This is a genomic window from Leptolyngbya sp. FACHB-671, from assembly GCF_014695745.1.
In the GTDB taxonomy this organism is placed as follows: Bacteria; Cyanobacteriota; Cyanobacteriia; order Elainellales; family Elainellaceae; genus JAAUTN01.
Map to the genome: position 1 here is coordinate 1 of NZ_JACJOV010000092.1, position 25,763 is coordinate 25,763.

Consider the following 25,763-nt stretch of genomic DNA (forward strand, 5'->3'; position numbering starts at 1 on the left):
GGTCAACTGGTTGACTGGAGTACCAAGAGCAAAAACTCGGGTTTCTCGTTTCGCGGCTCTAGCGCCAGATTAAGGAAGGCGTGATCCCAGTCAGGGTTCGCCAACAGTATCCGACTCTTTGATTTACACTTTGTACTAACAGAAACAGTTCTTTTTATCTGTAAATCCCTAACAATCAATCACAGCAGGGCTTTTACGCTATTTTGCCTTGTTTGTCTTGAAGATTTGAAGTGTAAATAAATCCTGTTAATCAATCTATGTCTCAAATTAGGGTAGTTCTAACGAGTTCTGATACAGTAATAGTACGTTAGATCTATTTCTGTCATGCTGATCGGATACGAACGAGTTTCAACTGATGATCAAAATCTTGCTCTGCAACATGACGCGCTTCAAAGGGCAGGGTGTGAAAAAATCTTCTCTGATAAGATGAGTGGAGTCAAAGCCGATCGTCCTGGTCTCAAGCAAGCTTTTGAGTTTGCAAGAAAAGGAGATACGCTGGTCGTCTGGCGGCTTGATCGTTTAGGACGTTCCCTCAAAGATCTGATTGCGCTGGTTGAGGACATGGAAAAGTGCAAAATAGGATTGCGATCGCTTCAAGAGAACATTGACACAACTTCAAGTGGTGGAAAACTAATCTTCCACATGTTTGGCGCATTGGCAGAGTTTGAGCGGAATTTGATTCGAGAACGCACTCAAGCTGGACTGCAAGCAGCAAGAGCCAGAGGTCGACGAGGGGGACGACGGCAGAAGTTGACGCTACAGGAAATTGAGATTGGGCGAGCACTCGCAGCAGATCCAAAGCGATCTGTCACTTCAATTTGTCACCATCTCGGGATTAGTCGCCCAACTTACTACCGCTACATTAATCCTGACCTGAACAACATTGCCGAAAACGAACATTGAGCGAGTGCGTGTAGCACACCTAAAACGTTACTCTGTCGAGAATGAGGATAAGCAACACTGCCGAGTTAGGGTCATTTTCGGCAGTGTTGTTAACGTTGCCCGTCACCCGCCGCTGAGCACTTTTCGGTTATAACGATTAACGCTCGACAGTCGGGTGCACGGCATGTTAGGCAACATACTGAAGATTAAACGATCTTGATACCGATGGAATAAGCAGTCAAAGTTGCAGGTGATGGTTTCATGTGATCTTTACCGCCTGCACTGAAATCTTGGTTTGCAAGATCTGTTGTTGGTCGAAGTTGCCATAATAGATTTCCCTCACCCCTCCAATGAATTTCGGCACCACCACCAACAAGGGCAAAACCTGAAAGAACATCTGCGGTTGTGGCGGGATGTGCAGCATGTCCAGAATCTTTTGTCTGGATTGAGTGTTGGACACGCCCAACTGGAAGATTCTCCCTGATACCTATTGCATAAACGCTTAGAATAGCTGGACTAACAGTCATATGGTCTTTTGACCTTGCTTTCCATGAAAAAGCATTTTCAGGAAATGACGCTGTAGCAAGATTTCCGCCATTTGGATTGAAGTCTAGCCAGTTCACATGAAAACCCCCACTGATTAGCAGAAATCCAGGTGGCACTGACTCTGACGCTTCGGGATGCTGAGCCAGTTCGCTAACGCTGCGACTAATGTGAATATGCTGGAGAAGAGCGTCTCTTGTCATTCCAGCTATTTTCAACCCAATTGCATAAACCTTTAAGAAATGTGGCTGAGGTCGCTCATGATCTTTTGAGGATGCTAACCAAGCTGAGAGATTTTGATTTGGATAAGAAGCAGTTAGAAGTGCACCATTTGGCGGTCTGTTAGTTGCTTCTGCGCCTCCTCCAATAACAACCATATCGTCAGGAACGGTACACGCAAAATCATGAAAGTGTGCTTGCTGATTGCCAGCCTTGCGTTCAAAGACAGCGACAGTGATTTTGCCAGAGGCATCGTGAAAAGTTCCAAGTTTTGTCTGAGGCATGGGTTTTCCTTTACTGCTTAATTCTGTTTACGCCCCAACTCTAGGCGGCTGAATCTGAGCATCGCAGTACCCTTAAGGGTGCTTTAGCTGCACCGGAAAATTGAAGGAAAAACCCTAACAAGCCTAAAAACATGCAGCCTACAGATTGCGTTCAGCGGCAGCAAAAGAACTCCAAGGGTAGACGAGGAGCCTTTCAACAAGCGCGTTGCAATGGACAGTTGAAAGGCTACAACCAGCAATTGTCTATGCTATAAAATCTCCATCGTCATCGCTGTCCTGTTTACTTTGCTGTAACTGTTGTACTCCATCCTCTTTAACCTCAAGCCCTATACCAAATCGTCCCGATTTGACATCTTCTAACCGATATGAAATTTGCTGAACAACTTTTGTCCCACTCAATCCATCGGTTGCCGACAATGTAAAGACTAGCCGTTTTTCGTTTTGATGAGCAGAGGACAATTTCTCCAAAATTTGTACTCCCTCATCAGTAGCGAATACATAGGCAGTTCGAAGCCCCCAAGGATTATGCGATTCGTGTTTTGGAGCTAAGGCAGGGAGAGAATCTTTCCTGAGTTGAGCACTATGGAGTGTGAAGAATCTCCCAATAGTGTCTCGTTCCACCAGAGCCAGACTTGCTTGAATATCTGTTGCTTGTCTTCTGCTTCGATTCATTACTTTAATCAGCAGACTTCCTTTCTTTTTATTGAAAACTATATTTTTAGAGATAATAATTCTCGGCTTTGCTAGCAACAGGACATACAAGAAAGCCCAGGATGACAAAATACCAACTAGAAGACCTATAAGTTGGCTGAAGAAAAATTCCACCGGATTTCCTCACGCTGATTGATCTAGAAATCGCTTTCAAATTACCACCATAACCACTCTTCAACTAATTTTCACTCAATACCAACGAGAAACCCTTGGACTATTGCTACGATCGATAACCTAAGCAGTACAACCACCCCGTTCACCCGCTGCTAGCAAATTCTCTGATTCAATAACAAACTTGATTCGGTCGGTGTGCAACGGGATTGTCATGCTGTACCTACAGATCAAGATTCCTCTCTCTCAATAAATTTTTGTATTTCTGCGAGGTTTCTACCTGTTAACGTCTCGAATTCTCGCCATAGCGAACCATGATTTAAATCGCGTCTCATCAACTCAATCAGATCTGTGCGTGGTCCTTTGGTTAAATCTTTAGCACTTATTTCCTTCTGCAAGTACTTACCAATTTTCCTGCGGAGAGCAAAGACAGCTTCTCTTGTATCCGGTGACATGCAAAGACCCGCATCACTATATCCCCATTCATTTAATTTTTCAGCAAGTTCTCTAGCTTCATTTTCATCGATTCCGTTGATGCGATAGTGAGATAGCTGTTCAAGCATCACAAAGATTTCAGGATATGCACGAAGTCTCATCTTATACAGCTCTAGTTCTCGCTGACTATTAAGTTCTAAGATCCATTTATTTTCTTCATGCCTAATACGTCGTTCCTCAAGTTCAATAGTCTTTTGCCATTTTTCGCGCTCTAATTCTATCGTCCTTTCCCATTTAACTCTTTCAAACTCTAAACTTCTCCTCCATTTCTCTCTCTCAGATCGCTCACGAAAAAAGCTAACAAGTGCTGTGAGGATTGCAGCAAACAATGTAAATAGCGCACCTACTAATGCAACGTTTGTAGTGATATCCATGTCTAGGATAATTCTCAGTATTTTACAAGTAGTTTTGAGGGTTTGAGTAGCAATGGAACAGGAAGTCACGTTAAGGCTGAAACACTGTAGCAGCAGTCATTCCAGAAAGCACTGTTCAGTCTCAATGAGACGTACCAATTAGACTGTAGGCTAATTAGATCTGAAATCTTGAACGGAATATCAAGGGTTTCAAGCTTCTGATTCTCAGCAGGTTCAACTGGTACACCTCTTAGCGTAACTTTCTGTTCCGTTGCTACTCAGACCCCGGGGACAAGGAGTGAGAAGTCCACTTGATCCGTGAGGACTAATTGTAGGATTGACGGATTGCGAAGCATTGTGCACAAATTTTTGCCGAAAAGAGGCATTTTCGGCAGAAAACTATACCAATTCAAATGCTCACTGATTCAGATGGGTCAGTTGTTTGTCACGAGCGATCGCGATTCTTGGGATGAAGGGTAACTGCCTTGTAGTTTCAACACTTACTGCTTGAAACTAATAGCAAAGTACTGACGATGGCTAGTTCACTTGGAGGGATTAGCTGAAAAATCACTGTACTACTCGACTGAATGCAGCTTTAATTTAGTCCACTCTAGTACAAGTTTTGGAAGAGTCCGAAATCCGGCTTTAATTAGGCATTAAATTTAGTCCAGACTTCTCAATTGCCCCTTTATTTTAGTCCAGCAACAAAACTTAAAAAACGAAACCCTTGCTAGATAAGAGTCTCAGGGCTTGCTTTCTTGAGTAGTTGCCAGTAGGGCAACTACTCAAGCACTCTGAAAAGTTTTTTAAAGCAGCTTTTAACCTCTGCATTGCTGCTTTTAACTTATGAAATTTTTGCCTGATTTAGAAACTAATCGACAGGCTCTAGTTCTAATATTACTACATTAGATTGTAATCAGGTCAATGCATTTTTACCTAGCTTAGAAATCGGCGTTGCTGATCGAAGGTATGAACCGCTAACTGGAACCCCTAAAGACTTGTTCAGAATTTTGCAGAATCATACTGCCATTCAGCAAGGCGCAGAAATCAGTTGTGATGCATGCAGTTACTTAGCTTTGCCCATTTTTCTGCCTAAAATGCCTCTTTTCGGCATTGATCATCAGCAATCCATACTTCAGATGACTAGGCAAAATTAGTAGTTAAACAGCTTAAATCTTTGATGAAAAGGTGTTTAGAAGATTATCTGTAAGGTAGTTTGCAGGTAAATGTAATTCTCGATTATGAGGTAGTTTCGAGACTATTGATGAGGCACGACCAGGACTACAGTACCCAAGAGGGTACTACACATGAGCCCGTAAACATGGAAAAAGTAAAGAGACTAGTTTTGAGTGACTGGCAAGGGGTGAAGCCTGACGGCTCTAAATACAATTTTGTATTTATCTAAGTCTCCAATACGCCACCTGTTTGGAATTTGATTGAATCCTATTAGGAGCAAGCAAATGGAGATTCGTCCATTTACATTTCCCTCAACGATTGGGCTTTCTGAAGGTGCTACTGGTTTAAATGTTGAGAAATTGCAGGAATTCTTGCAGCATTTCGGTTATCTTCGCATCCCTTCGGCTAGTGAAGAATTTGCTGCTGTCCGGACAGCAGCAAATCCTCCTGATGCAAACTTAGGGAACTTTGACGAGGCTACTGCTAAAGCTTTAAAGGACTTTCAACAGTTTCATGGACTACCTGTTACTGGAACACTAGATGAGGCTACGGTTGCACAGATGAGCCGACCGCGATGCGGCTTTCCTGACATTCCGACTCATCAAGGAGTCAGTGATTTCACAGCTCAAGGTAATAGGTGGGATAAAACCAACCTCACATACGGGTTTCAAGAATTCACCTCAGAACTCACACAGCAGGAAGTTCGAGATGCTATCGCTGCAGCACTTAATCTCTGGAGTCAAGTTACCCCGCTGAGATTCATGGAGGTTCCGCTAGCCTCCAATCCTGACTTTGTAATTCGCTTCGTTGATGGTGATCATGGTGATGGTTCACCATTTGATGGAGTTGGCAGGGTGCTGGCTCACGCTTTCTATCCACCCCCCAATGGCGGCGCTATTGCGGGTGACGCACATTTCGATGAAGGTGAAACCTGGACCGTCAACATACCAGTACCAGCGGGTGGCATTGACCTTATCACTGTTGCTGCTCATGAATTTGGACATTCGCTTGGTTTGGCGCATTCTTCAGATTCGGGAGCACTAATGTTCCCAACTTACGCTGGTCCACACCGTTTTCTGGGACAGGATGATATTGATGGCATTCGATCTATTTACGGTTCAGGTTGGGAGTCGCTAGGTGGAGTACTTAGCTCTGGTCCTGATGTTTGCTCTTGGGCCCCAGGACGGCTAGATGTCTTTGCACGAGGTACTGATAATGCCCTTTGGCATATTTGGTTTGACGGCAGTTGGTCAGGCTGGGAGTCACTAGGTGGTTTTTTAACTTCAGACCCAACGGCTGTCTCCTGGAGTAACGGCAGAATTGATGTCTTCGCACGAGGTGGTGATGATGCTCTTTGGCACATTTGGTTTGATGGCAGCTGGTCAGACTGGGAATCACTAGGTGGAGTACTTAGCTCTGGTCCTGATGTTTGCTCTTGGGCCCCAGGACGGCTAGATGTCTTTGCACGAGGTACTGACAATGCCCTTTGGCATATTTGGTTTGACGGCAGTTGGTCAGGCTGGGAGTCACTAGGTGGTCTTTTAACTTCAGACCCAACGGCTGTCTCCTGGAGTAACGGCAGAATTGATGTCTTCGCACGAGGTGGTGATAATGCCCTTTGGCATATTTGGTTTGATGGCAGTTGGTCAGGCTGGGAATCACTAGGTGGAGTACTTAGCTCTGGTCCTGATGTTTCTTCTTGGGCCCCAGGACGGCTGGATGTCTTTGCACGAGGTACTGATAACGCCCTTTGGCATATTTGGTTTGACGGCAGCTGGTCAGGCTGGGAATCACTAGGTGGTCTTTTAACTTCAGACCCAACGGCTGTCTCCTGGAGCAACGGCAGAATTGATGTCTTTGCACGAGGGGGTGATAATGCCCTTTGGCATAAGTGGTTTGATGGCGACTGGAGACCTTAAACCAAAGTCTTGGCTAATTCAAAAAGCTTGTCAAATTTCATAAAATTCGTTTGACGACAATTACTTTTGAGCAAAGTAATTGTCGTCAGACAACGCGCTTATTCACGGAAACTTCCTTGAGCTATCTAGCAAAATTTTTTTCAGCGGGCAAGTTCTTTAATGCTTAATTAGAAAACAAAATAGGTTCGTTAACAACTTGCCAGTCACCTGAAATTCTTTGGAACGTCACTTGGATTCCACTTAGTCCTAAAGCGAACTGGCTAGAATCGTGTGAGTAGATCTTTGCTTCAAGCGTTAGTCGTACTGCATTATCCTCTATCTCTGGAGGTTGAAAGCGTAGATAGGCAACATTGCCCTTTTCATACCCTTCTTCAAGTAGAGCTTCTTGTGACAAAATTCGAACAGGTATTGATATTTCTTCAAAAGAGATAGAATTTGCCAGATTTTCATCTATTAAAGTGACTATTGATTCTTCTAGGAGAAAAGACAAATCTGGAAATTGAACTGATTGATCAAATCCTGGTAATTCTTGCCCAAGCAAAACAGCTTCTAACAGTAGCTCTTGAAGTCGTCCTAAAACTTCATCTGACATTACCGACTTTACATAGGAACTAGACATAGAATGCTTCTCCAAACCCTCCTGATTTTGTAGTTCCAGCATAAGTCTTAGAGAGGTAGCATCGATTGGTATAGTCTGCTCGACAGTAGTTATGTTGAAGCTATAAAATAAGATGCCAGAACATATTTCAAGAAGTATCGTAGAATAAAGCGTTAAGAATGATAAGTTCATAAGACAAAGCCTTCCTATTTAATTTCGAGTCAAAACTTCTCTGTTCCTTCGCGCACCGGACAAATTGGCAACTTCTAACTTCATCTTAATGCTGTCTATCGGTGGTGATAACAGCCGTTAATACTCTCAGAAATGCTGAGAAGATTCATTTTTGGACATGACCTCGACCTTTCACAAATAACCTTAATCGTCCGAAGTGCGTAAGTGTTATTAAAACTATGACGACTAATTCAGAGATCCTCATACTAAAAAATTAGGTTCGTTCAGCTTCGCAAGAAGGTTTAGTGTAGAGCAACGAATCAGTTATCGGCTGGTAAGTTAATTTGCTGTTGTAGGAGAGGAGGTAGCGAAGTTGTATCCAAGGGATATCTCCTTACTTTCCTTTCCGCTCAATTCTTACAAATCACTGTTAAATACCACCAGCAAGAGTTTTAGGCGTTATTCATCCCTACCTTCTTATAAATGGAAACGCTTACTTATTAGAGATTAACCCTCATCTCCCTGCCCTTCATAAAGAACCCAAGCCCATTATCTTGCTAGCTAGTTTCCAACAGGTCGTATTTATGCAAACTATGCTTGTTTGGGTTCATACACCCCTTGGTAACCTGAATTGGCTATAAGAGGTTTCTCAAGTGAAGCGACTATACTGTACGCAAATCACATGCACTCCAGAGGGGATCGCCTAGCATAGAGTGAAATTTCTCTTATTTGCCAGCTTATTTACTCTGCATGGCGGACGCGACTTCCAACGAAAGCAACACGCTCGACTTTCAGCCCTATCTGCAATCGATTTGCCATCACTATCAGCAGTGGTGGTTGCTCTATACGTTGCATGATGTGGAAGGCAAAGAAACCTTAAAACGTCAGCCCCCATCCTGGGATGCTCCCTTTGACTTTGGCTTGATGGTTCAGACCGTTCAGAAGGAAGCAGTATCAGCGGCAGAAAGTGTCCCCTCAAATCGCCCAGATGTTCAAGAGAAGGTTGAACGGCTGCCTGTTTTAGAAGGAATTCGTAAATACGCCAGTGATCATGTATTGCTGATCGGTCGTCCGGGTTCGGGTAAGTCGACAGCACTGGCACGGCTATTGTTGGAGGAAGCGCTTCCCTCTAGCCCTGCTTCCCAGGATGAACCAAGGCTGATTCCAGTGTTGGTGGAACTTCGTCTCTGGCAAACGTCGATCCTCGATCTCATCCGTAACTTTTTTAGACGACACGGTCTCAATCTCGATCGGACCGTCATCGAGAATTTGCTGTTTCACAACCGCCTGTTGCTATTGGTAGATGGGTTAAACGAGTTGCCTTCTGAAGCGGCGCGACACGATGTTGCCAAGTTACAGCGTAATTATTCTCAAGTGCCGATCATCTTCACAACACGAGATCTCAATCTGGGAGGAGATTTTGGTGTTGAAAAGAAGCTAGAAATGCAGCCCCTCACAACGGCTCAAATGCAAAGCTTTGTGCGCTCGCACCTAGAAGACAAAGCAGAACCGATGCTGCGGCAGTTGGGCGAGCGGCTGCAAGAGTTTGGGCAAACGCCCCTGCTGCTGTGGATGTTGTGCAGCTTGTTTAAGCAAACTGGACAGATTCCAACTAACTTGGGTGGAGTGTTTCGCGCCTTTACCCAGAGCTACGAGCGTCATCTGAAGCATGATGTCATAGCGGAGAGCGATCGCCGTTGGTGGTCAGAACTGCTGCAAACTCTGGCATTTGCCATGATGCATAGTCATCCTCTTTCTACGTTGGAGGCAAATCACCATTGTCTGATTCTCGATGTTGAACTGCGAGTTGCCATTTCTAAAGATGAAGTCCACCAGGTCTTTGTCGAATGCCTGAAGTCAAAAGAAGCGCAACCTGAAGGCGCAGCCCGCAAGTGTTTAGATGACCTACTGCGGCATCACCTGATTCAGACCAATGGAGAACAGATTGAGTTTCGGCACCAACTGATTCAAGAATATTATGCAGCTGAATATCTGCTCACACGAGTTGGGCAGATGTCAGATCTATCGCTACAACAGCAGTATCTCAATTACCTCAAATGGACAGAGCCAGTAGCGTTAATGCTGGCGTTGGTAGACGATGGAGCGTTAGCAGAGCGAGTCGTTAAACTAGCGTTGGATGTGGATGTGATGTTGGGGGCACGGTTAGCAGGAGAGGTGAAACCACAATTTCAGGAGACGATGGTTGGGCTAGTAGATGGCTTTAAGCTAGCGGATCAACAAGAAATACCAGAGTGGTTAAAACTTCAGCTTTACGCCAAGATGAGACCCAGTGCTATCGTCTCAGACTTATTAAAACGACTTAAAGACAAAGATTCTCAGGTTCGCCAACATGCCGTTCTTGCGTTAGGCGCGTTGAAATCTGAAGAGGCGATCGATGGATTGCTGATTGCGATGCAAGACCTTTATGCGGATGTGCGCCGCAGTGCTGCCAAAATTCTGATGCAGCTTCGTTCAGAATACTCGCTCCCTAAATTGAGGAAGCTGCGCCAACATCCTCAATCTTTTGTGCAGCGCAGTGTGGAAGATGTTTTGCAAGCCATTGGGGAAACTGACCAGAACTTAGTTGACCATGCCAAAAGCGAAAGTGAGTTGTCAGAAACTCAGAATCCTACTCAATTAAAAATGAACACAGAGGATTCTGACCCTGAGGTGCGTTGGAGTTCCGCAGAGGTATTAGGCAAGCTGAACTCCTCAGAAGCAATTCCAGGGTTACTCAAACTCCTGGAAGATTCTGACCCTGAGGTGCGTTGGAGGTCCGCAGAGGGATTAATCAAGCTGAACTCCTCAGAAGCAATTCCAGGGTTACTCAAACTCCTGGAAGATTCTGACCCTGGTGTGCGCCGGAGTTCCGCAGAGGTATTAGGCAAGCTGAACTCCTCAGAAGCAATTCCAGGGTTACTCAAACTTCTGGAAGATTCTCACCCTGGTGTGCGCCGGAGCTCTGCAGAGGCATTAATCAAGCTGGGTTCTTCAGAAGCAATTCCAGGGTTACTCAAACTCCTGGAAGATTCTCACCCTAGTGTGCGCCGGAGGTCCGCAGAGGCATTAGGCAAGCTGAACTCCTCAGAAGCAATTCCAGGGTTACTCAAACTTCTGGAAGATTCTCACCCTGGTGTGCGCCGGAGCTCTGCAGAGGCATTAGGCAAGCTGGGTTCTTCAGAAGCAATTCCAGGGTTACTCAAACTCCTGGAAGATTCTGACCCTGAGGTGCGTTGGAGGTCCGCAGAGGCATTAGGCAAGCTGGGTTCTTCAGAAGCAATTCCAGGGTTACTCAAACTTCTGGAAGATTCTGACCCTGAGGTGCGTTGGAGGTCCGCAGAGGCATTAATCAAGCTGGGTTCTTCAGAAGCAATTCCAGGGTTACTCAAACTCCTGGAAGATTCTGACCCTGAGGTGCGTTGGAGGTCCGCAGAGGCATTAATCAAGCTGGGTTCTTCAGAAGCAATTCCAGGGTTACTCAAACTTCTGGAAGATTCTCACCCTGAGGTGGGTTGGAGGTCCGTAGAGGCATTAATCAAGCTGGGTTCTTCAGAAGCAATTCCAGGGTTACTCAAACTTCTGGAAGATTCTCACCCTGAGGTGCGTTGGAGGTCCACAGAGGTATTAATCAAGCTGAACTCCTCAGAAGCAATTCCAGGGTTACTCAAACTTCTGGAAGATTCTGACCCTAAGGTGCGTTGGAGGTCCGCAGAGGCATTAATCAAGCTGGGTTCTTCAGAAGCAATTCCAGGGTTACTCAAACTTCTGGAAGATTCTGACCCTGAGGTGCGTTGGAGGTCCGCAGAGGCATTAATCAAGCTGGGTTCTTCAGAAGCAATTCCAGGGTTACTCAAACTTCTGGAAGATTCTGACCCTAAGGTGCGCCGGAGGTCCGCAGAGGCATTAATCAAACTGGGTTCTTCAGAAGCAATTCCAGGGTTACTCAAACTTCTGGAAGATTCTCACCCTGAGGTGCGTTGGAGGTCCGCAGAGGCATTAGGCAAGCTGGGTTCTTCAGAAGCAATTCCAGGGTTACTCAAACTTCTGGAAGATTCTGACCCTGAGGTGCGTTGGAGGTCCGCAGAGGCATTAGGCAGCATTGTAGAAAAATCTAAAGATCGAATCGTTCCATCTCTTCCACAACTCTTAACCTTAGTTCCCACAGAGTCAGGTACAACGGCTCATGGCATTATTCTTGCTATTCAATCTAGCTGCAAGTTTTACAACTACACTCTCACTCAAATATCCCATTCCATGAAACTCTTTTTCTCCTACGCCCATAAAGATGAAGCGTTGCGCGACACCCTCGCTACCCACCTCGCGCTACTCAAACGCCAGGGCATCATTAGCACCTGGCACGATCGCGACATCTCTGCCGGAACTGAGTGGGCACAGGCGATTGACAGTAACCTCAACACCGCTGATATCATCTTGCTGCTGATCAGCGCCAACTTCCTGGCATCCGACTACTGCTATGACACTGAGATGCAACGGGCACTGGAGCGCCACCATTACGGTGACGCTCGCGTCATACCCATCTTGCTCAAACCCTGTGATTGGGAAAGTGCGCCCTTTGGCAAACTTCAAGCATTGCCTATTGCCCATGGTGCAGGTGCAAAACCTGTGACGCAATGGAGGAATGACGATGAGGCATTCACAGCGATCGCTCAGGGCATTCGTAAAGCTGCTGAAGAGATTAAAAAAACTAGAGTAGGGTAAACGAACCGAAGAAGAAATAGCCTCTGCTCAGAAAACCTGCATTGGGATGCAACGGAACACTGCCTTTACTGAGCAACGATAATTATCAGCGGTATCTTTGCCGAAAATGCCTCTTTTCGGCGAAGTTCATCGACAACTTGCACTTCTGTGCATTTTACGGAGAAGTACCCGCGTGGGTACTGCCAAAATATATGAGCATTTGCCACGCTTCTAACGGTCCCCTTTACCCTGCCTAACAATTCCTTGCAAGGCAGATTTAGGTGTAAAGAATCAGTTTCTCCAGCTTCTCCAAAATCAGGCTCGTGCCGAAGATATCGGAGACCGAGCATATGTAACCTAGACTCCTACAGGTGAGCATTGTATGGTATTCGACTCTTCTACATACATCAACTTTGTTTCAGAAGAAACAGCGGCTAGAGAGCGTTTATTTCTGCAATATATGGGTCGTCGAGACGACTTCGACATCATCATCGTTGGCTCCGGTATCGGCGGTGGCGTGCTGGCGGATAATTTAACCGAGCGCCTCGGATCACAAAAACGAATTCTCGTTCTAGAAGCTGGATCGTTTCTTTACCCCACGCACGTCTATAACTTTTGCCGTTTCCCGAATTTCAGACTTGCACAACACTATGGTTGTGATACGTTCTGGCAAGCTGGGAACAACACAACGCAAAATTACATTGGCGAGAAACCGCAGCTAAACTTTGGTGGTCGGTCAATCTTCTGGTCTGGGCTCATCCCGACCGTACAGGACTGGGAACTCGACTACTTTCCGCCAGCTGTTCGGCAAGCTCTGACAGGGGGGCTGCTGAAGCAGGCGGGGGAAACCATGAACGAGTCACGCTCGATGGGAGCGATCGCCAAGGCTATGGTTGAGCAGTTGAGACAGTCGCCGTTGGCTAATGACTTTCACATTCAGGAAACCCCCCGTGCCCTGCACCAGCCCTATTTGGAAGCGAACGGTACGCCGAGAGATCAGTTCTTCACAGAGCCGACCGGTGTATTCAACACAGCTGAACTGCTGGTAAACCAACTCGGACTTACACCAGGAGTCAGCCAAGGAGATGGTCCAGGACTACACTTGCTCGTGAATCATTTTGTCGAGGACGTGCAGAGGCAAGGTAGTCAATTTGAGCTCGTTGCCCGCAACACGCAAACTGGAGAGGGTAGGGCATTCAAGGCTGGCACAGTTATCCTCGCCGCTGGTTCGGTCGAAAGCCCAAAGCTCCTGCGCCGCTCTAGCTTATACCCATCGTTGCCGCAGACGGTACAGGACTTAGTTGGTCGCGGGTTGACAGACCATCCAACGACTACCGAAATCACCACGTTCGCGACAAGCATTGGCAACGTTGCCCTCAAGGCGGACGACCATGCCAAAATCGTCTTCTACTCCCGAGGTTTACGGGATGCGAACAACCAAATTCGCTATCCGTTCAACATCGAGATGAACATCAATCACGAGTACTGGCACCTGCGAGAGAACGACCCTGAAGAGGCTGGACCAAGACCAGGGGGTGACACAGCCCGAATTGACATCAAGTTTAGCTTTGGAAACTGTCTTGACGAGAACAATGAGGTGAAGCCTGCTCCACCATTCGGCTACGTTCCGGAGATTGTGTTCCGCAACCAAAGCTGGGCAGACTATCTGGCTGGCTCGCGGTTCCCGGCGTTTGCTGGGTGGCAAAAGAGTCCCCAGGATATCTGGAACGTACTGAACGAGGTGACGGGTCAGATTTTTGGGCAGTTTATGCTCAATGGTCAGACGGCACAGCCGGATGGACAGTATGGACAGGGAGGCAAGGGGTTCGGTTGGGGTACAGTGCACCATGCGGCTGGCAGTTTGCGTATGCCTTACCGTCCAGCGCTTGATGCCCCATTCGCTACAAACTCAGTGGTGGATGAGGATCTTCGTGTCATTGGTACACAACAACTGTATGTCTGTGATATGTCTGTGATGCCCCTGAGTACTACAGCGAACCCAGTTCGTACTCTAGTCGCCCTAGCACTGCGGCTATCGCAACAGCTAAGTTGAGGCAATTGAAGCGAAGCTGCTATACGGGGCAATTAGGCGAGAAGCATTATGCAGTATGGGTTTCAGATTAGTTGTTTGGTGCTGATAAATTTCGATCTACCTAAAATTTGTCTTTATCAACCAACGAGTTTGCAATGTTTCAGGCTTTGCATTGCTCCTAATTGCCTCTCATTGCACGTTTGCTGCAATTAGTCCAGATTAAGCCTTGAAAATCGTAAAATTCCGCTTTAATCTTTTTTACATCAGGAGCTTCTGAAGAAAAAATTTACTGCCAGACATAAGCTAGGAGAAAGCTGAATGGAGACTCTAGGGTGCATCTACGCTTGGGCGATGTGGGAGGAACAGGAGGAACAGCTAGAAGTTCCCAGTATTCAAATCTCTTCAACTCCAGGTTTTGTAATTTTGGCTTTGATCTTAGCTCCTCTGATAAATTTACATCCTGCGATCGCATCAACACTGCTCACACAAGCAAATCAAAATCAAAGTGTCACTACTTCACAGAATGATCCCCAACCAGAAGTGGAGGGAGCGAATGGGACACAACCCTCTGAAACAGTTAATTCTGAGGAGATTTGCAAGGCAGCAATGAACTCTAGATATCTGAGAATAGGAAGTGTCGGAGAGGAAGTTCGTCTACTCCAGATTCAACTGAATAATTGGGGATTTCCTGTAAAAAAGGTGGATGGTATCTTTGGACCTGAAACTTGTGCCGCAGTTGTTCAGTTTCAAAATTTTCGTGGCTTAAACCCAGATGGCATTCTCGGTCCTAAAACGAGTCAGGCTTTATGGACTTCTCGAACGGACAATGTTCAGATGCTTCAAGCTCAATTAAACAACTGGGGATTTTCCGTCAAAAATGTTGATAATATCCTTGATGATGAGACTCGTACTGCACTCGTCCGATTTCAGGAGTATCGTGGCTTAGAGTCATCTGGCATTGTAGATCGTGAGACGAGCCAAGCTTTATGGACTCCTCGAACTGAAGCGATCGCTCAGCAACCCCCTGCTGTTACCAACACTTCTGAACAAGTCCTTGGTAGCCAAGATTCTGCTGAGGATACTTCTCAGAATTCGTCTGCTAACAATCTTGAGCAAAGCCTTCCTGCCGAGAATCCTACTGATCCATCAGTGGGGAGTGTTCATCGGGGTCAATCCACTCAAGTTCCTTCCACTGAGAATAGTTCACAGGAGTCGTCTGTTGCACAGCATACCTCTGCTGAAAGTTCTACACCGAATTCCTCTACTGAGAACCCTACAGAAAATCAGACTACTGAAAGTAACCCTCAAAATGGTTCTGTAATAGGCACTGTCCAAGATCCCTCTGATAACCAGAACCAACTCGCTCCCTCCCCTCAAGAGCCACCTATTGACGAAACTCAGGGTACTTCGCAAACAAACAATCAAAATGTAGCAAGCAAGGGAAATTGTGCTGCATTTATTAATGCTTTAGGAGACCGAGAGTCAGGAAAAGCCTTGGCAGAATTTGGAAATGAATCCTACAGAGCTGTAGCCGATAACACAGGTAATATTGGAAGATACCAGTTTGGTGAGGCTCTACTAAAAGACCTTGGATATTACTCAGTTGAACATCCTTACTTAAAAGAAAATGTCGGAGTAAGTGGAAAACTTAAAAACACTTGGAACGAAGACAGGAAAGACAAAGATGCTGATGGACAAGGGATTGCACACTGGACTGAACTAGCACAGAGTTATGGAATTAGCAGAGATGCTCAAGCTGGAAGAGAAGATTTTTTAAACAACAAGAATGGTATTCAGGACCAGGCAATCAAAAAAGCTTTCACATTAAACTGGTTTTATTTTGAGCACTATCTATCTCCAGGAAGTGAGGGTTACTCAGAAGAGTATGAAAAGTTTAAAGCAAAATATCTGGATAGCCTAAATCAAGGAGAGGAAGTAAGGATAGAGAATTTGAAAGTTACCAAATCAGGACTTTTAGCAGCTTTTCATCTAATTGGTGCACATGAGTCAAGAATGTTTCTGCTTGGTGAACGTCCTGTACCACCTCAAGATGAGAACGGGACTAGTATCGAAGAATATTTAAATGAATTTTCAGGGTATGACGTTCAAGGTTGTATGAGTCGTATCAAGAATGAAAATAAAGTTCTTCAGGAATGGCAATCACAACAAAGCGACCTAGTAGACTAGTTCATCTAATAAAGATGCTGCTACTGGCTTAGATTGACATCTCATTTATTGCAAAGGTTCCTATCACTCTCACTCGTTTTAGGATTGTTTCTTAAGTAGTCACTTACCCAGCTACAAGCATAGTCTAAAACATCCAGGCTCAGCTGGTCTTTGTTCCATAAAATAATGGTATTGTCATCACTTGCTGAGGCAATGGTTTCTCCGTCAAGGCTAAAGGCACTTTCCCGAACTCCTTGAGTATGTTTTGTCAAGGTTTTCAGCAGAGTGCCGTCTAGGCTCCAAAGTTTAACTGTATGATCCCACCCAGATGAAACAAGGGTTTTGCCATCAGGGCTAAAAACAACTCCCATAACCCAATGTTTATGACCAAAAAGAGTGTTTATCAATGTGCCATCGAGTTTCCAAAGATTGATAGTGTTATCTGCAGAAGCGGAAGCAATAGTTTTCCCATCAGGGCTAAAGGCAATCCCAAGCACAACACCATCATGACCTCTAAGGGTTGTGATCGGTGTACCATCTCGTCTCCAAAGCCGGACGGTGTTATCCAAACTTGCTGAGGCGAGTGTCTGCCCATCTGGACTGAAAGTGACTTCTCTAATGTGCCCTGTATGCCCTTTAAGGGTCCTAAGGAAAGTACCGTCTCGTTTCCAAAACCGGATGGTTTGGTCTTCGCTGGAGGATGCGATCATCTCTCCATCTGGGCTAAACGCAACACCCCAAACAGGTCCCTGATGTCCTCTTAAGGTTTTTATTAATTTGCCATCCAAGTCCCATAATTTAACAACATTCTCATTGTGTGCCGAGGCAATGATTTTGCCATCGGGGCTAAAGGTTATTCTAAGACCGCCACCGCTATTAAAGCTTCTCATTAGCTTGCCCTGCCGATCCCAGAGCTTAATCGTTCCATCTTCTGAACTGGAGGCAATGAATTGACTATCAGGGCTGAAGTCTACAGCAAGAACTTTTTGGCGATGCCCTGTCAAGAACTTAAACAACCCATTATCAATCCTCCAAAATCGAATGCTTGTGTCCTCACTGGCTGAGGCAATAGTCTTTCCATCGGAGCTAAAAACAGCTCTCCTAATGCCATCCTTATGCCCTATTAAAGTCGCAATCAATTTGCCCTCTCGACTCCAAACTCTAATCGTGCGATCGATACTAGCTGAAACAAGGGTTTGCCCATCCGGGCTAAAACTTACTGAGGAAATTCTCTCTTCATGAGCTTCCCAAGAGTTTAGCAATCTGCCATTCCGGCTCCAAACCTTTATAGTACGGTCCTGCCCAGCTGACGCGAGAGTTTGCCCATCGGAACTAAAGGATACTGACCAAATACTCCCATCATGCGCCTTCCAGGTTTTTAATAAAGTTCCATCCAGCTTCCAAAGTTTAATCGTTTCATCATCCCCGGCTGAGACAAGAGTTCGTCCATCCGGGTCAAAAATAACTGATTGAATTGTTCCGGTATGTCCCTCAAGTGTCTTCAGCAGTGTACCGTCCAGCCTCCACAACCTAACAGTTCGATCTTGTCCTGCTGACGCAACGGTTCGTCCATCTGGACTAAATGTAACAACCGTGGCGGGAGCTTGTTGTTCGATGGTTTTCAAACTTTGACCATCAACCGTTCTCCATAACCTGACCGTTTTATCCTCTCCAGCTGAGGCAATAGTTTGTCCATCTGGACTAAATGCGATCGACCAAATGGATCCTTGATGCCCTTCCAGGACTCGCTCCTCTTTACCCTCCCGATTCCAAAGTTTAATTTTGTCGTTTCCACTAGAAACAAGTGTTTGCCCATCTGGGCTAAATGCTACAGACCAGACAGCATTGCTATACCCTTGTAATCTGTTATATTCAACGACCTGATAAACTGCTTTTTCTAAATTTTCCTGGGTTCGTGTCTGCAAATCCGAGCTTACCCAAGTAACTTCCTGCAATTTTCGTCTCGCCCTAATTGCCTCTATTAAAGCATCTAACATTTGATTAGAAGATAAATAAGCGTCAGTAGTTGCGGTAATGGAGCTAATTTCATTGATTTGAGCTTGTCTTGCAGATTTGACTGCAACAATTGCTAGACTTGCAAAGCCTAGTCCAGCCATGATAGAGCCAATTAACGCCTGAATCAGAAAGCGTTTAAGCTTGGTTTCACTCTGTTTTCGCTTTTCTTCAGAGACTCGCAATTTTTCAACGAGTTCAGCACCCTGCTTTTGTCGAATAAACGAAACCAGGTAATCGTGAATCAGTTGATATCGATTTGCAGGAATTTCTGGGAGCAAAACAACTAATCCCGATCGAACAAAAATCTTGAGGATTAAATCCAACTTTTCAGCTTCTGACTCCAGTTCAGAGGTTAATCCTTTGAGATCAACCTCTAATTCTGGGCGAGTCTTGAGTGGACGGGTATTATTCTCATCGGTTAATAAATATAAAACGACCTGAGCAATCGTTTGATTTTCGGGACCACATTCTTTGACAACTTCTTCTAAATACCGTTCAACTAATGTTTCCTTAGAACCACTTCTTTGATACTGCTGCAGTGTAGTAATCTTTTCTGTCTGAATTTGTGCCCCAACAACTTGAAGCTCAATTGGGCGCACTTCGCCCTTATCTGTTGTTAAATCGTTTACAAGTTGATTAATCAGGGGTTGCTCTAAATGGAGGCGTGTCTGTTCGGTCAAGTTTTGAATAACGACTTTAGCCTCATCTTGCGAAAAATTACCTAAGTAGTAAAGAATATTTTTATCTAAAATGTTTTTATTAATAACCTCCATATTGACTAAGCGATTGCATTCCAACAGGTAGTGAACGTAGTCCTCCCGAAGAGAAAGCACAACTTTTACGTATGGAATTTCAAGGCATTTTTGCAAAAAGTCGTAAAACTCGAGACGTTGTTTGAATTCTGTGCATGTGAAGAAGAATTCTTCGAATTGGTCAAGAATTAACACTGTGACCAAGTTATATCCTGCATTCTTTTGTAATTGCTCAAGAATGCAGGATATTGAATCAAGGGGTGTTTCTACTTCAATGCTTTTGACCTCTTTAAGTCCTCCGGTCAAAGCCTGACCAACTGATTCAATCCAACTGCTATAAACTCTCAATAACAAAGGCAGAACATTACGGGTACTGATTTTGACTTGTTCTAATGCCAAAATTAAGCCTGCTTGTAAAAGCGAACTTTTACCTACCCCTGACTGCCCATAAATAACTGTCAGTTTGTGATCGTTACGGCTTATCCGCTCAACTAATCCCTCAATATTCTGCTGCCTACCAGAAATGACAATCTCCTGAGGAATTTCCCTTTGCGATCGCCCCAAGGATGAGACAGGGTTGGCAATTCGTCGTCTGGGACTGAGGCGATCAGCACCGATGAATGCAGAAAACCCATATTGTTGCTCAATAGAGCGCTTTCGTTGCTTGTTCTCAAAAGCATTCAGGTAATCACCTTGCTCAAAATACAGCGATCGTAGCTTCTCTAAAATCTGAATATAAAGTTCGGGATCATAATAATCCTTAGAAACTTTCATCGCAGTTTCTAGAGCTTCGATTGCGGCTTGTTTCCGATTCAGTGAGGAAATCGCCCGTGCTAGCGAAAACAAATACCAGCTTCGATGCCACCCTTGATGATAAGCTCTCACCTGAGACAAGTTATTTTTTTCGGGCAAGAACGACGTTGAATCAGTTAACGCAGCATGATCCAGGATTGAAATAGCTTGTTGTGCCGTTCGCTCAGCCTCATTCCAATCTGCTTTGGATAATGCCAATTCAGCCAACAAACCATAAGCTCTAGCCAGCCTAAAAGGCTCAGAATAGGTTCGGTGTAAGTCTAGAGCTTTTCTTGCGACAATTTCCAACTCTTCCCATTGATGTAAATCTTGCAGAGATACCCCTAATGCATTGATAAACTTGGCACATAAATCGTTTCGACCTGCTTGTTCAAACCTCTCAGTACATTGTTGAAAATAAGCCTTAGCTCGAATACGAGATTCCTCAGCCTCCGATCGACACTCTACAGCATAGGTACGCCACCACAGTCCTAGACTGTATAGGACACAACCCTGTCGTTCCAAGTTCTGTAGTTGCTGCCAAAGTTCTAAGCTACGCTCATAATGTTGTCGAGATTGCTCCATTGAGCTATCAGCATCTCTAGCGAGCAAAAACTCTAAACTAGCTTCTATTTCAGGTTCAAGTTCAACTCCACGCTTCTGCAATTCATAGCGGGTGAACTCTAGCTCTGCACGCAGTGGAGACTCAGTACCTAAATCCAATGCATTGGTGTCTAAAAAGATGCCTGCACCGACCTCCAGGATGATTTCGAAGGCTTTGTCAGAGGTGTGCTTAATAAAGCGCACCAGTTCTTCATTTGGTATCTCAAACTCAATTGGAACTGCTGCCCAACTATAAAAATCAGGTGCAACCCGAATTAACCTTTGTAGTACCGGATTAGTTACCCAAAGCACAAGTGGAAAGGAAAAATTCTTGCGGAACTCATCCCTCGTTTGATTAATGGAAACAAGCAATGCATCTAAGTCATACAGTGTTTCCAAACCAAAAGTAATCAATGCTGGCAATGACTCAGCCGCAGTTTCCTCTGGGCTAGCCACCTCAAAAGCGATGGCAGTAGGAGCAAGACTTATTTCTTCTAATTTGGCATGATACTGTTCCTGTAACTGCAATGTTAAAGTGTGCTGCAAGCTTCTATAGTTACACAGTGCCAGGATGAGGGAAAATTGCCCTTGAGAAAGCGTTAGCGACCTTGCTAGCATTCTCAAAGACTCATTGTTTTGGGCAGTTACACTATCAGATAGAGGCTTGGTCATACTTTCATTTGCCTTGCTTCTGCCAAAATTGGATTAATCCCAAACCATCCTCCTTCATCATCCTGGTACTCAAACACAAACATACTTCGCAGTAAAGTTTCGTACTCTTCTTCACCTTTGACTACTTGCTGATGAGACAGTTGATTGAGTAATTCCCATTCATTATCAGTTACTCCTCGTACAAGGGCATCCCGCTCTCTGCGAACCACATCCTCCAGACACTTTCGTGATAATGGTAAGTCTTCTTTCTGTAGACAGCTAAAAAGTAACACGAGTAAATTTCGCACATGCCCACCACTCGCTTGACACAAGCGATCTAGCGTTTCAGGCGAATCAAATATTTTAGAAACTAGTGCAAGTCTTTGATCTGGCTCAATATCAGGGAAAGCTCTTGCTAGAATCATCTGCCGCAACAGCATCATTCCCTGTTCACATTCCCTGCCATCACGCAATTGAACTCGTACCATAGGTAAAACCTTTGGATTGATACCAAAACGGTTTCTCAGTGCTCCCAGATCGTTTGAAAACATGATGACCAATGGAATTGTGTAAACCAAATGACATTTCAGGGACTTGAGCTGCTCACCTCGATCAATAAAAAGATACTCTGGCTGTGTGCGATTGCTAAGTTTAGGTGAATTGTCGATTCTATCTAAATTATCGACAATGACCACTAGCCCCTGTTTACCCATGCGTTTCAATTCTGCGATTGCAGGTTCCAGCAACTCCTTGTTGATATCATCCAACAGTGTATCTGTACGTGGTTCCAGATACTGCCTTAACACCGATCGCAGCTCAGGACTGTTCTTGGTCTTAGCAGTAATTTTGCCAATACCAAAACCAATAGAAAACTCTCCTTCTGTGTTCGCCTTGATACTCCCAACTCCGGGCATAGATGCTTCAGCAGTCACATCAATTTCTGTTTGTAGAACCTTGGCTGCTCCCTGTAGCAAAGCCTTGAAACCCCGGGGCTTCAAACTTATTTTTGCCTGCTCCAAACTTTCACTGACTTTGCGAGCGATAGCTAGTAATATATCTGTCACATCTACATCAGCCATTACTAGTGAATGGCTGGACTCACAATAGACGACATGAAAGCCTTGTTTTTCCAACTGGTTCTTCAACCGCAAAAGTTCGGTGGTTTTTCCGCAACCGATGTGCCCGGTAAAAAGTTGGCAAGTTGGTTCATCCGGTGAAATACGGGTAATAGTTCGCTCAAATTCCTCTACGGTCTTGCCACCTCGAGCCACAGAGAAGTCGATGTAGTACTTTCGATCTTCCTCGCTCTCTATTGCAAGTGTCTTACTGGGGTTAGCAGCTTGGTAAAATCTCCGCAAGTCTAGATGCATATAATTCCCTGTTTGTCCCTACTTTCGAAGTAAGTGTAGAGTATCTTAAACAGATTTTGTGTATAGCAGGGAAAAGAAAAGGTTAATCTATGTTCGGCGTAAGCCCTGCTTTGATATACCTAATTTAGTTGTTGTCCGTCACTTGTCGCTCAAGTAGGTTGTCGTGGTTCTCATATAGACATCTATAAGTATCTGCTTTAGGAGGAGCTCTTAATGAGGGGTAATTGAATTTTTAATCTGCTTCACCATGTCTTGCTCTAAAACAATGCCGAAAATGACACTAACTCGGCAATGTTTGATTCAATGCCCATATCCAAAGTGTCCATCAGACAAAGAATTCAGGCTTTACGACTTGCAGTACCCAATGGTCATTTTCGGCAAAGTTAAGCTGTTCAGACGTGGAAGAGGCGATCGCTCTTCTAGTTCTGCTCATGCCTACCCATAAAAACGGGTAGCTTCCCGACTATCCCAAAACAAGAGGAAACAAGATGATACAGCTATATCAAAACCGCCGACCACGCTTTATAAGGTCGGTCTATAGGGAAACAGGGCCCTGACCACTAGGTTAGGGCTTATTGTTTTAGTTAGGGTTAAATGGCAAATGCATTAAGTCAACGAATACAGCAAGACTTAAATACTATCAGTAGTCCCGAAAGTTTTTGTGAGATGGAAGATACCGTTTTATTAGCCAGTCTACTTTTCAACCGGGTCATGTACTACTGGCCGTCCTCATGGCTTGACATTCACCGGTGGTATGGCTTGACCGAATTTCAAAGAGTGGCTCAGATAGAGTTAGATGGACCAATCGCAATGGAAGAAATTCATTAAGCCGCACGACATCTAGCCGGTTTTGGTGTCATTAACTATCCTCATGAGTAAATGACTATTGCAGTCATTTACTCCTAGAAGTAGTCCTTACGAGGTGTTGAAGAATGCCCATTGAGCGGATTAGTATTCACCAGAACTGACCTGCCATAGCCGATAGAGCAACAGAGGCAGCTCAGATTGGGTCAGATGTGCCCAGCGCTTACCTTGGAAGTTATCGGCAATAAACTGCTGCACCTGGGCAACAGTCCAGCCTAGATACTTGATTTGATGCCTAATTCCGACTGTCACGTCACTCACACGGCTCTCGAAAGCAGACTCAATTTGGGAGGAGTCGCTTTGCGCTGTTCGAGGAGGGGAAACGTTTGGAGAGACGGTGGTTTCGCTCAGGAGTGATTCTGCCTGTGGAAAACTCTCATCCCCCCTCCCTAGACCCTCCCCTTTCCGATCCAAGTGAAGTTTTGAGGAAAGTTGGTCAGACGCTAGTGCTCCACCCTTCATATAGGGGATAGTGTGTAATTCCTTTGCAGGAGCGGCTTTTGGGGCTTGAGTAGAGGTTTCAGAGGGGGGAGGCAAAGTTGTTGAAGCTGGCTCAGTGGGGGTAATTACATGCTCTTGAGGTTGCCATAGCTCTTTGTACTTCTGGAGGGTGGTGAAGCTGCACTTCGCTAGCTGGGCGATCGCTTTCATGCGGGCAGTCATGCCGTCGGGGAGTTCGCTTCTTGCTTCCAGTTCTGAGAGGGCGGCTTTGATCCTGCTTTGTGCGTCTTCTGCTCGCTGGCGGTTGAAGCAGACGATGTTGTTGCCCGCTTGAGACGCTTGCCCTCGTTTTGGGGTGGTGCCGAGTGCCCAGTAGTAGTTTTCGGCGGCGCTTGCCCATTCTTCAGCTCGTTTGCCGATTTCATGCTGGTGTCGGCACCATTGGCTGTAGCCAGGACAGTGAGTAGCTATCTCCTCGACGTAGTGAACCAGCGCTTCTTCGCTTAGGCTTTCAAACACAACCCCGTAGCAGGCGATCGCTTTTAGCAGCTGATTGGTCTGTCCGTAGGCGGTCCAGCCTTGCTCCATTTCGCTTTGCAGGTCTTGTTTCCAAGAGTCAATTTTGTTGGAGCGGGAGGCTCGACGGGTGCGATGCGCTTTGCGGGCGCGGGTGAGTGCTTTTCCCAGTTCCTCCATGTCCTGTCCGGCAGCAGCGGTGTCCCAGGATTGAAAGAATTGCTCCAGGTTCCCTCGGATGGGCTGGAGGTCGTCATTCAGGAGGGCTGAACCGGAACCGGGCTGAAGGGGCAGCCGATGCGCGTTGTATTCGACTGTCTTTCCGGCTTTGCCGTAGCTTTTGACGTTGGGGAAGACTTCTAATTGTCCGGGGTGGAGGAAGAGTTCTTGGGTTGAGAGGCAATGCTTGATTGCGACCGCCAAATCAAAGGTGGGAACGGATGCAGGCAAGGGGATGTAGAGGTGTAAGCCACCACTCCAACTAGAGCGAATTGGAATAGTGCGATAGATGCCGATGGTTTCTAGGGCGGCTCGGATGGTGGATAGGATGCCGGGGGTCTGGTTCGGGTGGTACTGCCCATTCTTGTCCAGGTCAATCAGGGCGTAGGAGGTAGTGTGACTAAAGCGAACGCCGACGAGCTGGGCTGCGTCTTGCCACAGGGTAAAGAGGGTGCGGGGACGCAGCGGGTAGCGGGTTAGGGTTTGCCAGGCTGCTTTTTCGGTTGCGTCGATTGGGCTATCGGCGACGATAGGCTGCCAGCGGTAGGGGAAAGTTTCGCAGAGGCGTTTGCCTGAGGGGTCGGCTGGAAGGGGTTCGGGAAGGGTGTGTTTAGCAGGTTTATGAGCTGCTGTTTTACTTGGGCTTTGCCTTGATTTGGAGGTTTGAGACGGAGGGGAAGTCAGCATGAGGTTTCCTATCCCTGAGGGTGTGCAGGGACGGAGAGCACTGTACTGACCGGTCGAGTTAGCGAAAAAGGGGCTAATTCGATGGAAAATTTTTAGGCATACAAAAGCTCTCAGTCCCGAATTTGCAAGGGATAGAGAGCCATGCCCGTTCACTACTTCGGTGTTGAAAGATGTTCGCTGAATCTTTCAGCATCTTTCAGCATCTTGTCGATTTGACAGAATCACCGTAATATAGACGCATGACAAAGTGGAAGACCTAACGACTGCCGCCAAGCAATTCAAGTTAGGGTCCCCTCTATCCCGGAACGATCAATTAAACTAGCCTTCAAGACCCCTTCTGTTTCCCGCAGTTGGGGTTTTTGGCTTCTAGGGTTGCCTAGAACATGACGCTTACCTCTCCTATTGCAGAACTCAAACGCTTTAACCGCACCCTGTACCTCCAGCGATTGATCTAGCGGTTTGCGAGTAGTTTACCTGATCTAATCGGCGATCGC

General features: G+C 45.7%; 12 protein-coding genes. 5 read left to right on the plus strand and 7 right to left on the minus strand.

Annotated elements, in window-relative coordinates; all coding sequences use genetic code 11:
• Window positions 1–324: 324 nt before the first annotated feature.
• Entirely contained in the window at window positions 325–903 is a 579-nt protein-coding gene (locus H6F93_RS12010) for a recombinase family protein (RefSeq protein ID WP_190680987.1), read from the plus strand.
• A 185-nt stretch (window positions 904–1,088) separates the two neighbouring features.
• Here the strand turns inward: H6F93_RS12010 and H6F93_RS12015 are convergent, their stop codons facing one another.
• From H6F93_RS12015 to H6F93_RS12025, 3 genes are all read right to left on the minus strand, one after another.
• Window positions 1,089–1,928, minus strand: a complete 840-nt coding sequence (locus H6F93_RS12015) for a hypothetical protein (protein ID WP_190680989.1) — start codon at window positions 1,926–1,928, stop codon at window positions 1,089–1,091.
• 243 nt (window positions 1,929–2,171) lie between these two features.
• Window positions 2,172–2,753 (minus strand): hypothetical protein, encoded by a 582-nt coding sequence (locus H6F93_RS12020; RefSeq protein WP_190680991.1) that lies wholly within the window; start codon window positions 2,751–2,753, stop codon window positions 2,172–2,174.
• 227 nt (window positions 2,754–2,980) lie between these two features.
• Window positions 2,981–3,619 carry a hypothetical protein gene (locus H6F93_RS12025; RefSeq protein ID WP_190680993.1) on the minus strand — a complete coding sequence of 213 codons (639 nt, stop codon included), beginning with the start codon at window positions 3,617–3,619 and terminating at the stop codon, window positions 2,981–2,983.
• A 1,439-nt stretch (window positions 3,620–5,058) separates the two neighbouring features.
• Here H6F93_RS12025 and H6F93_RS12030 point away from each other — a divergent pair.
• A complete protein-coding gene (locus H6F93_RS12030; protein ID WP_190680995.1) occupies window positions 5,059–6,693 on the plus strand; it encodes a DUF8189 domain-containing protein in 1,635 nt (544 codons plus the stop codon).
• A 163-nt stretch (window positions 6,694–6,856) separates the two neighbouring features.
• Here H6F93_RS12030 and H6F93_RS12035 read toward each other — a convergent pair whose 3' ends face one another.
• Window positions 6,857–7,483, minus strand: a complete 627-nt coding sequence (locus H6F93_RS12035; RefSeq protein WP_190680997.1) for a hypothetical protein — start codon at window positions 7,481–7,483, stop codon at window positions 6,857–6,859.
• A gap of 729 nt (window positions 7,484–8,212) precedes the next feature.
• On the opposite strand from H6F93_RS12035, the gene H6F93_RS12040 reads away from it, so the two are divergent.
• The 3 genes from H6F93_RS12040 to H6F93_RS12050 all read left to right on the plus strand — a co-directional run bounded on the left by H6F93_RS12040 (window position 8,213) and on the right by H6F93_RS12050 (window position 16,379).
• Window positions 8,213–12,181: a HEAT repeat domain-containing protein gene (locus H6F93_RS12040; RefSeq protein WP_190680999.1), complete on the plus strand. Its 3,969-nt coding sequence runs from the start codon at window positions 8,213–8,215 to the stop codon at window positions 12,179–12,181.
• 361 nt (window positions 12,182–12,542) lie between these two features.
• On the plus strand, window positions 12,543–14,213 hold the full coding sequence (locus H6F93_RS12045; RefSeq protein ID WP_190681002.1) for a GMC oxidoreductase: 1,671 nt from the start codon (window positions 12,543–12,545) through the stop codon (window positions 14,211–14,213).
• A gap of 297 nt (window positions 14,214–14,510) precedes the next feature.
• Window positions 14,511–16,379 (plus strand): peptidoglycan-binding domain-containing protein, encoded by a 1,869-nt coding sequence (locus H6F93_RS12050; protein ID WP_190681004.1) that lies wholly within the window; start codon window positions 14,511–14,513, stop codon window positions 16,377–16,379.
• Window positions 16,380–16,420: 41 nt separating this feature from the next.
• On the opposite strand, the gene H6F93_RS12055 is transcribed toward H6F93_RS12050, so the two are convergent.
• The 3 genes from H6F93_RS12055 to H6F93_RS12065 all read right to left on the minus strand — a co-directional run bounded on the left by H6F93_RS12055 (window position 16,421) and on the right by H6F93_RS12065 (window position 25,269).
• Window positions 16,421–21,193 (minus strand): nSTAND1 domain-containing NTPase, encoded by a 4,773-nt coding sequence (locus H6F93_RS12055; protein ID WP_190681006.1) that lies wholly within the window; start codon window positions 21,191–21,193, stop codon window positions 16,421–16,423.
• Window positions 21,190–22,542 carry an ATP-binding protein gene (locus H6F93_RS12060; RefSeq protein WP_190681009.1) on the minus strand — a complete coding sequence of 451 codons (1,353 nt, stop codon included), beginning with the start codon at window positions 22,540–22,542 and terminating at the stop codon, window positions 21,190–21,192. Before H6F93_RS12060 ends, H6F93_RS12055 begins: the two co-directional genes overlap by 4 nt.
• A gap of 948 nt (window positions 22,543–23,490) precedes the next feature.
• Window positions 23,491–25,269 (minus strand): hypothetical protein, encoded by a 1,779-nt coding sequence (locus tag H6F93_RS12065; RefSeq protein ID WP_190681011.1) that lies wholly within the window; start codon window positions 25,267–25,269, stop codon window positions 23,491–23,493.
• Window positions 25,270–25,763 lie beyond the last annotated feature (494 nt).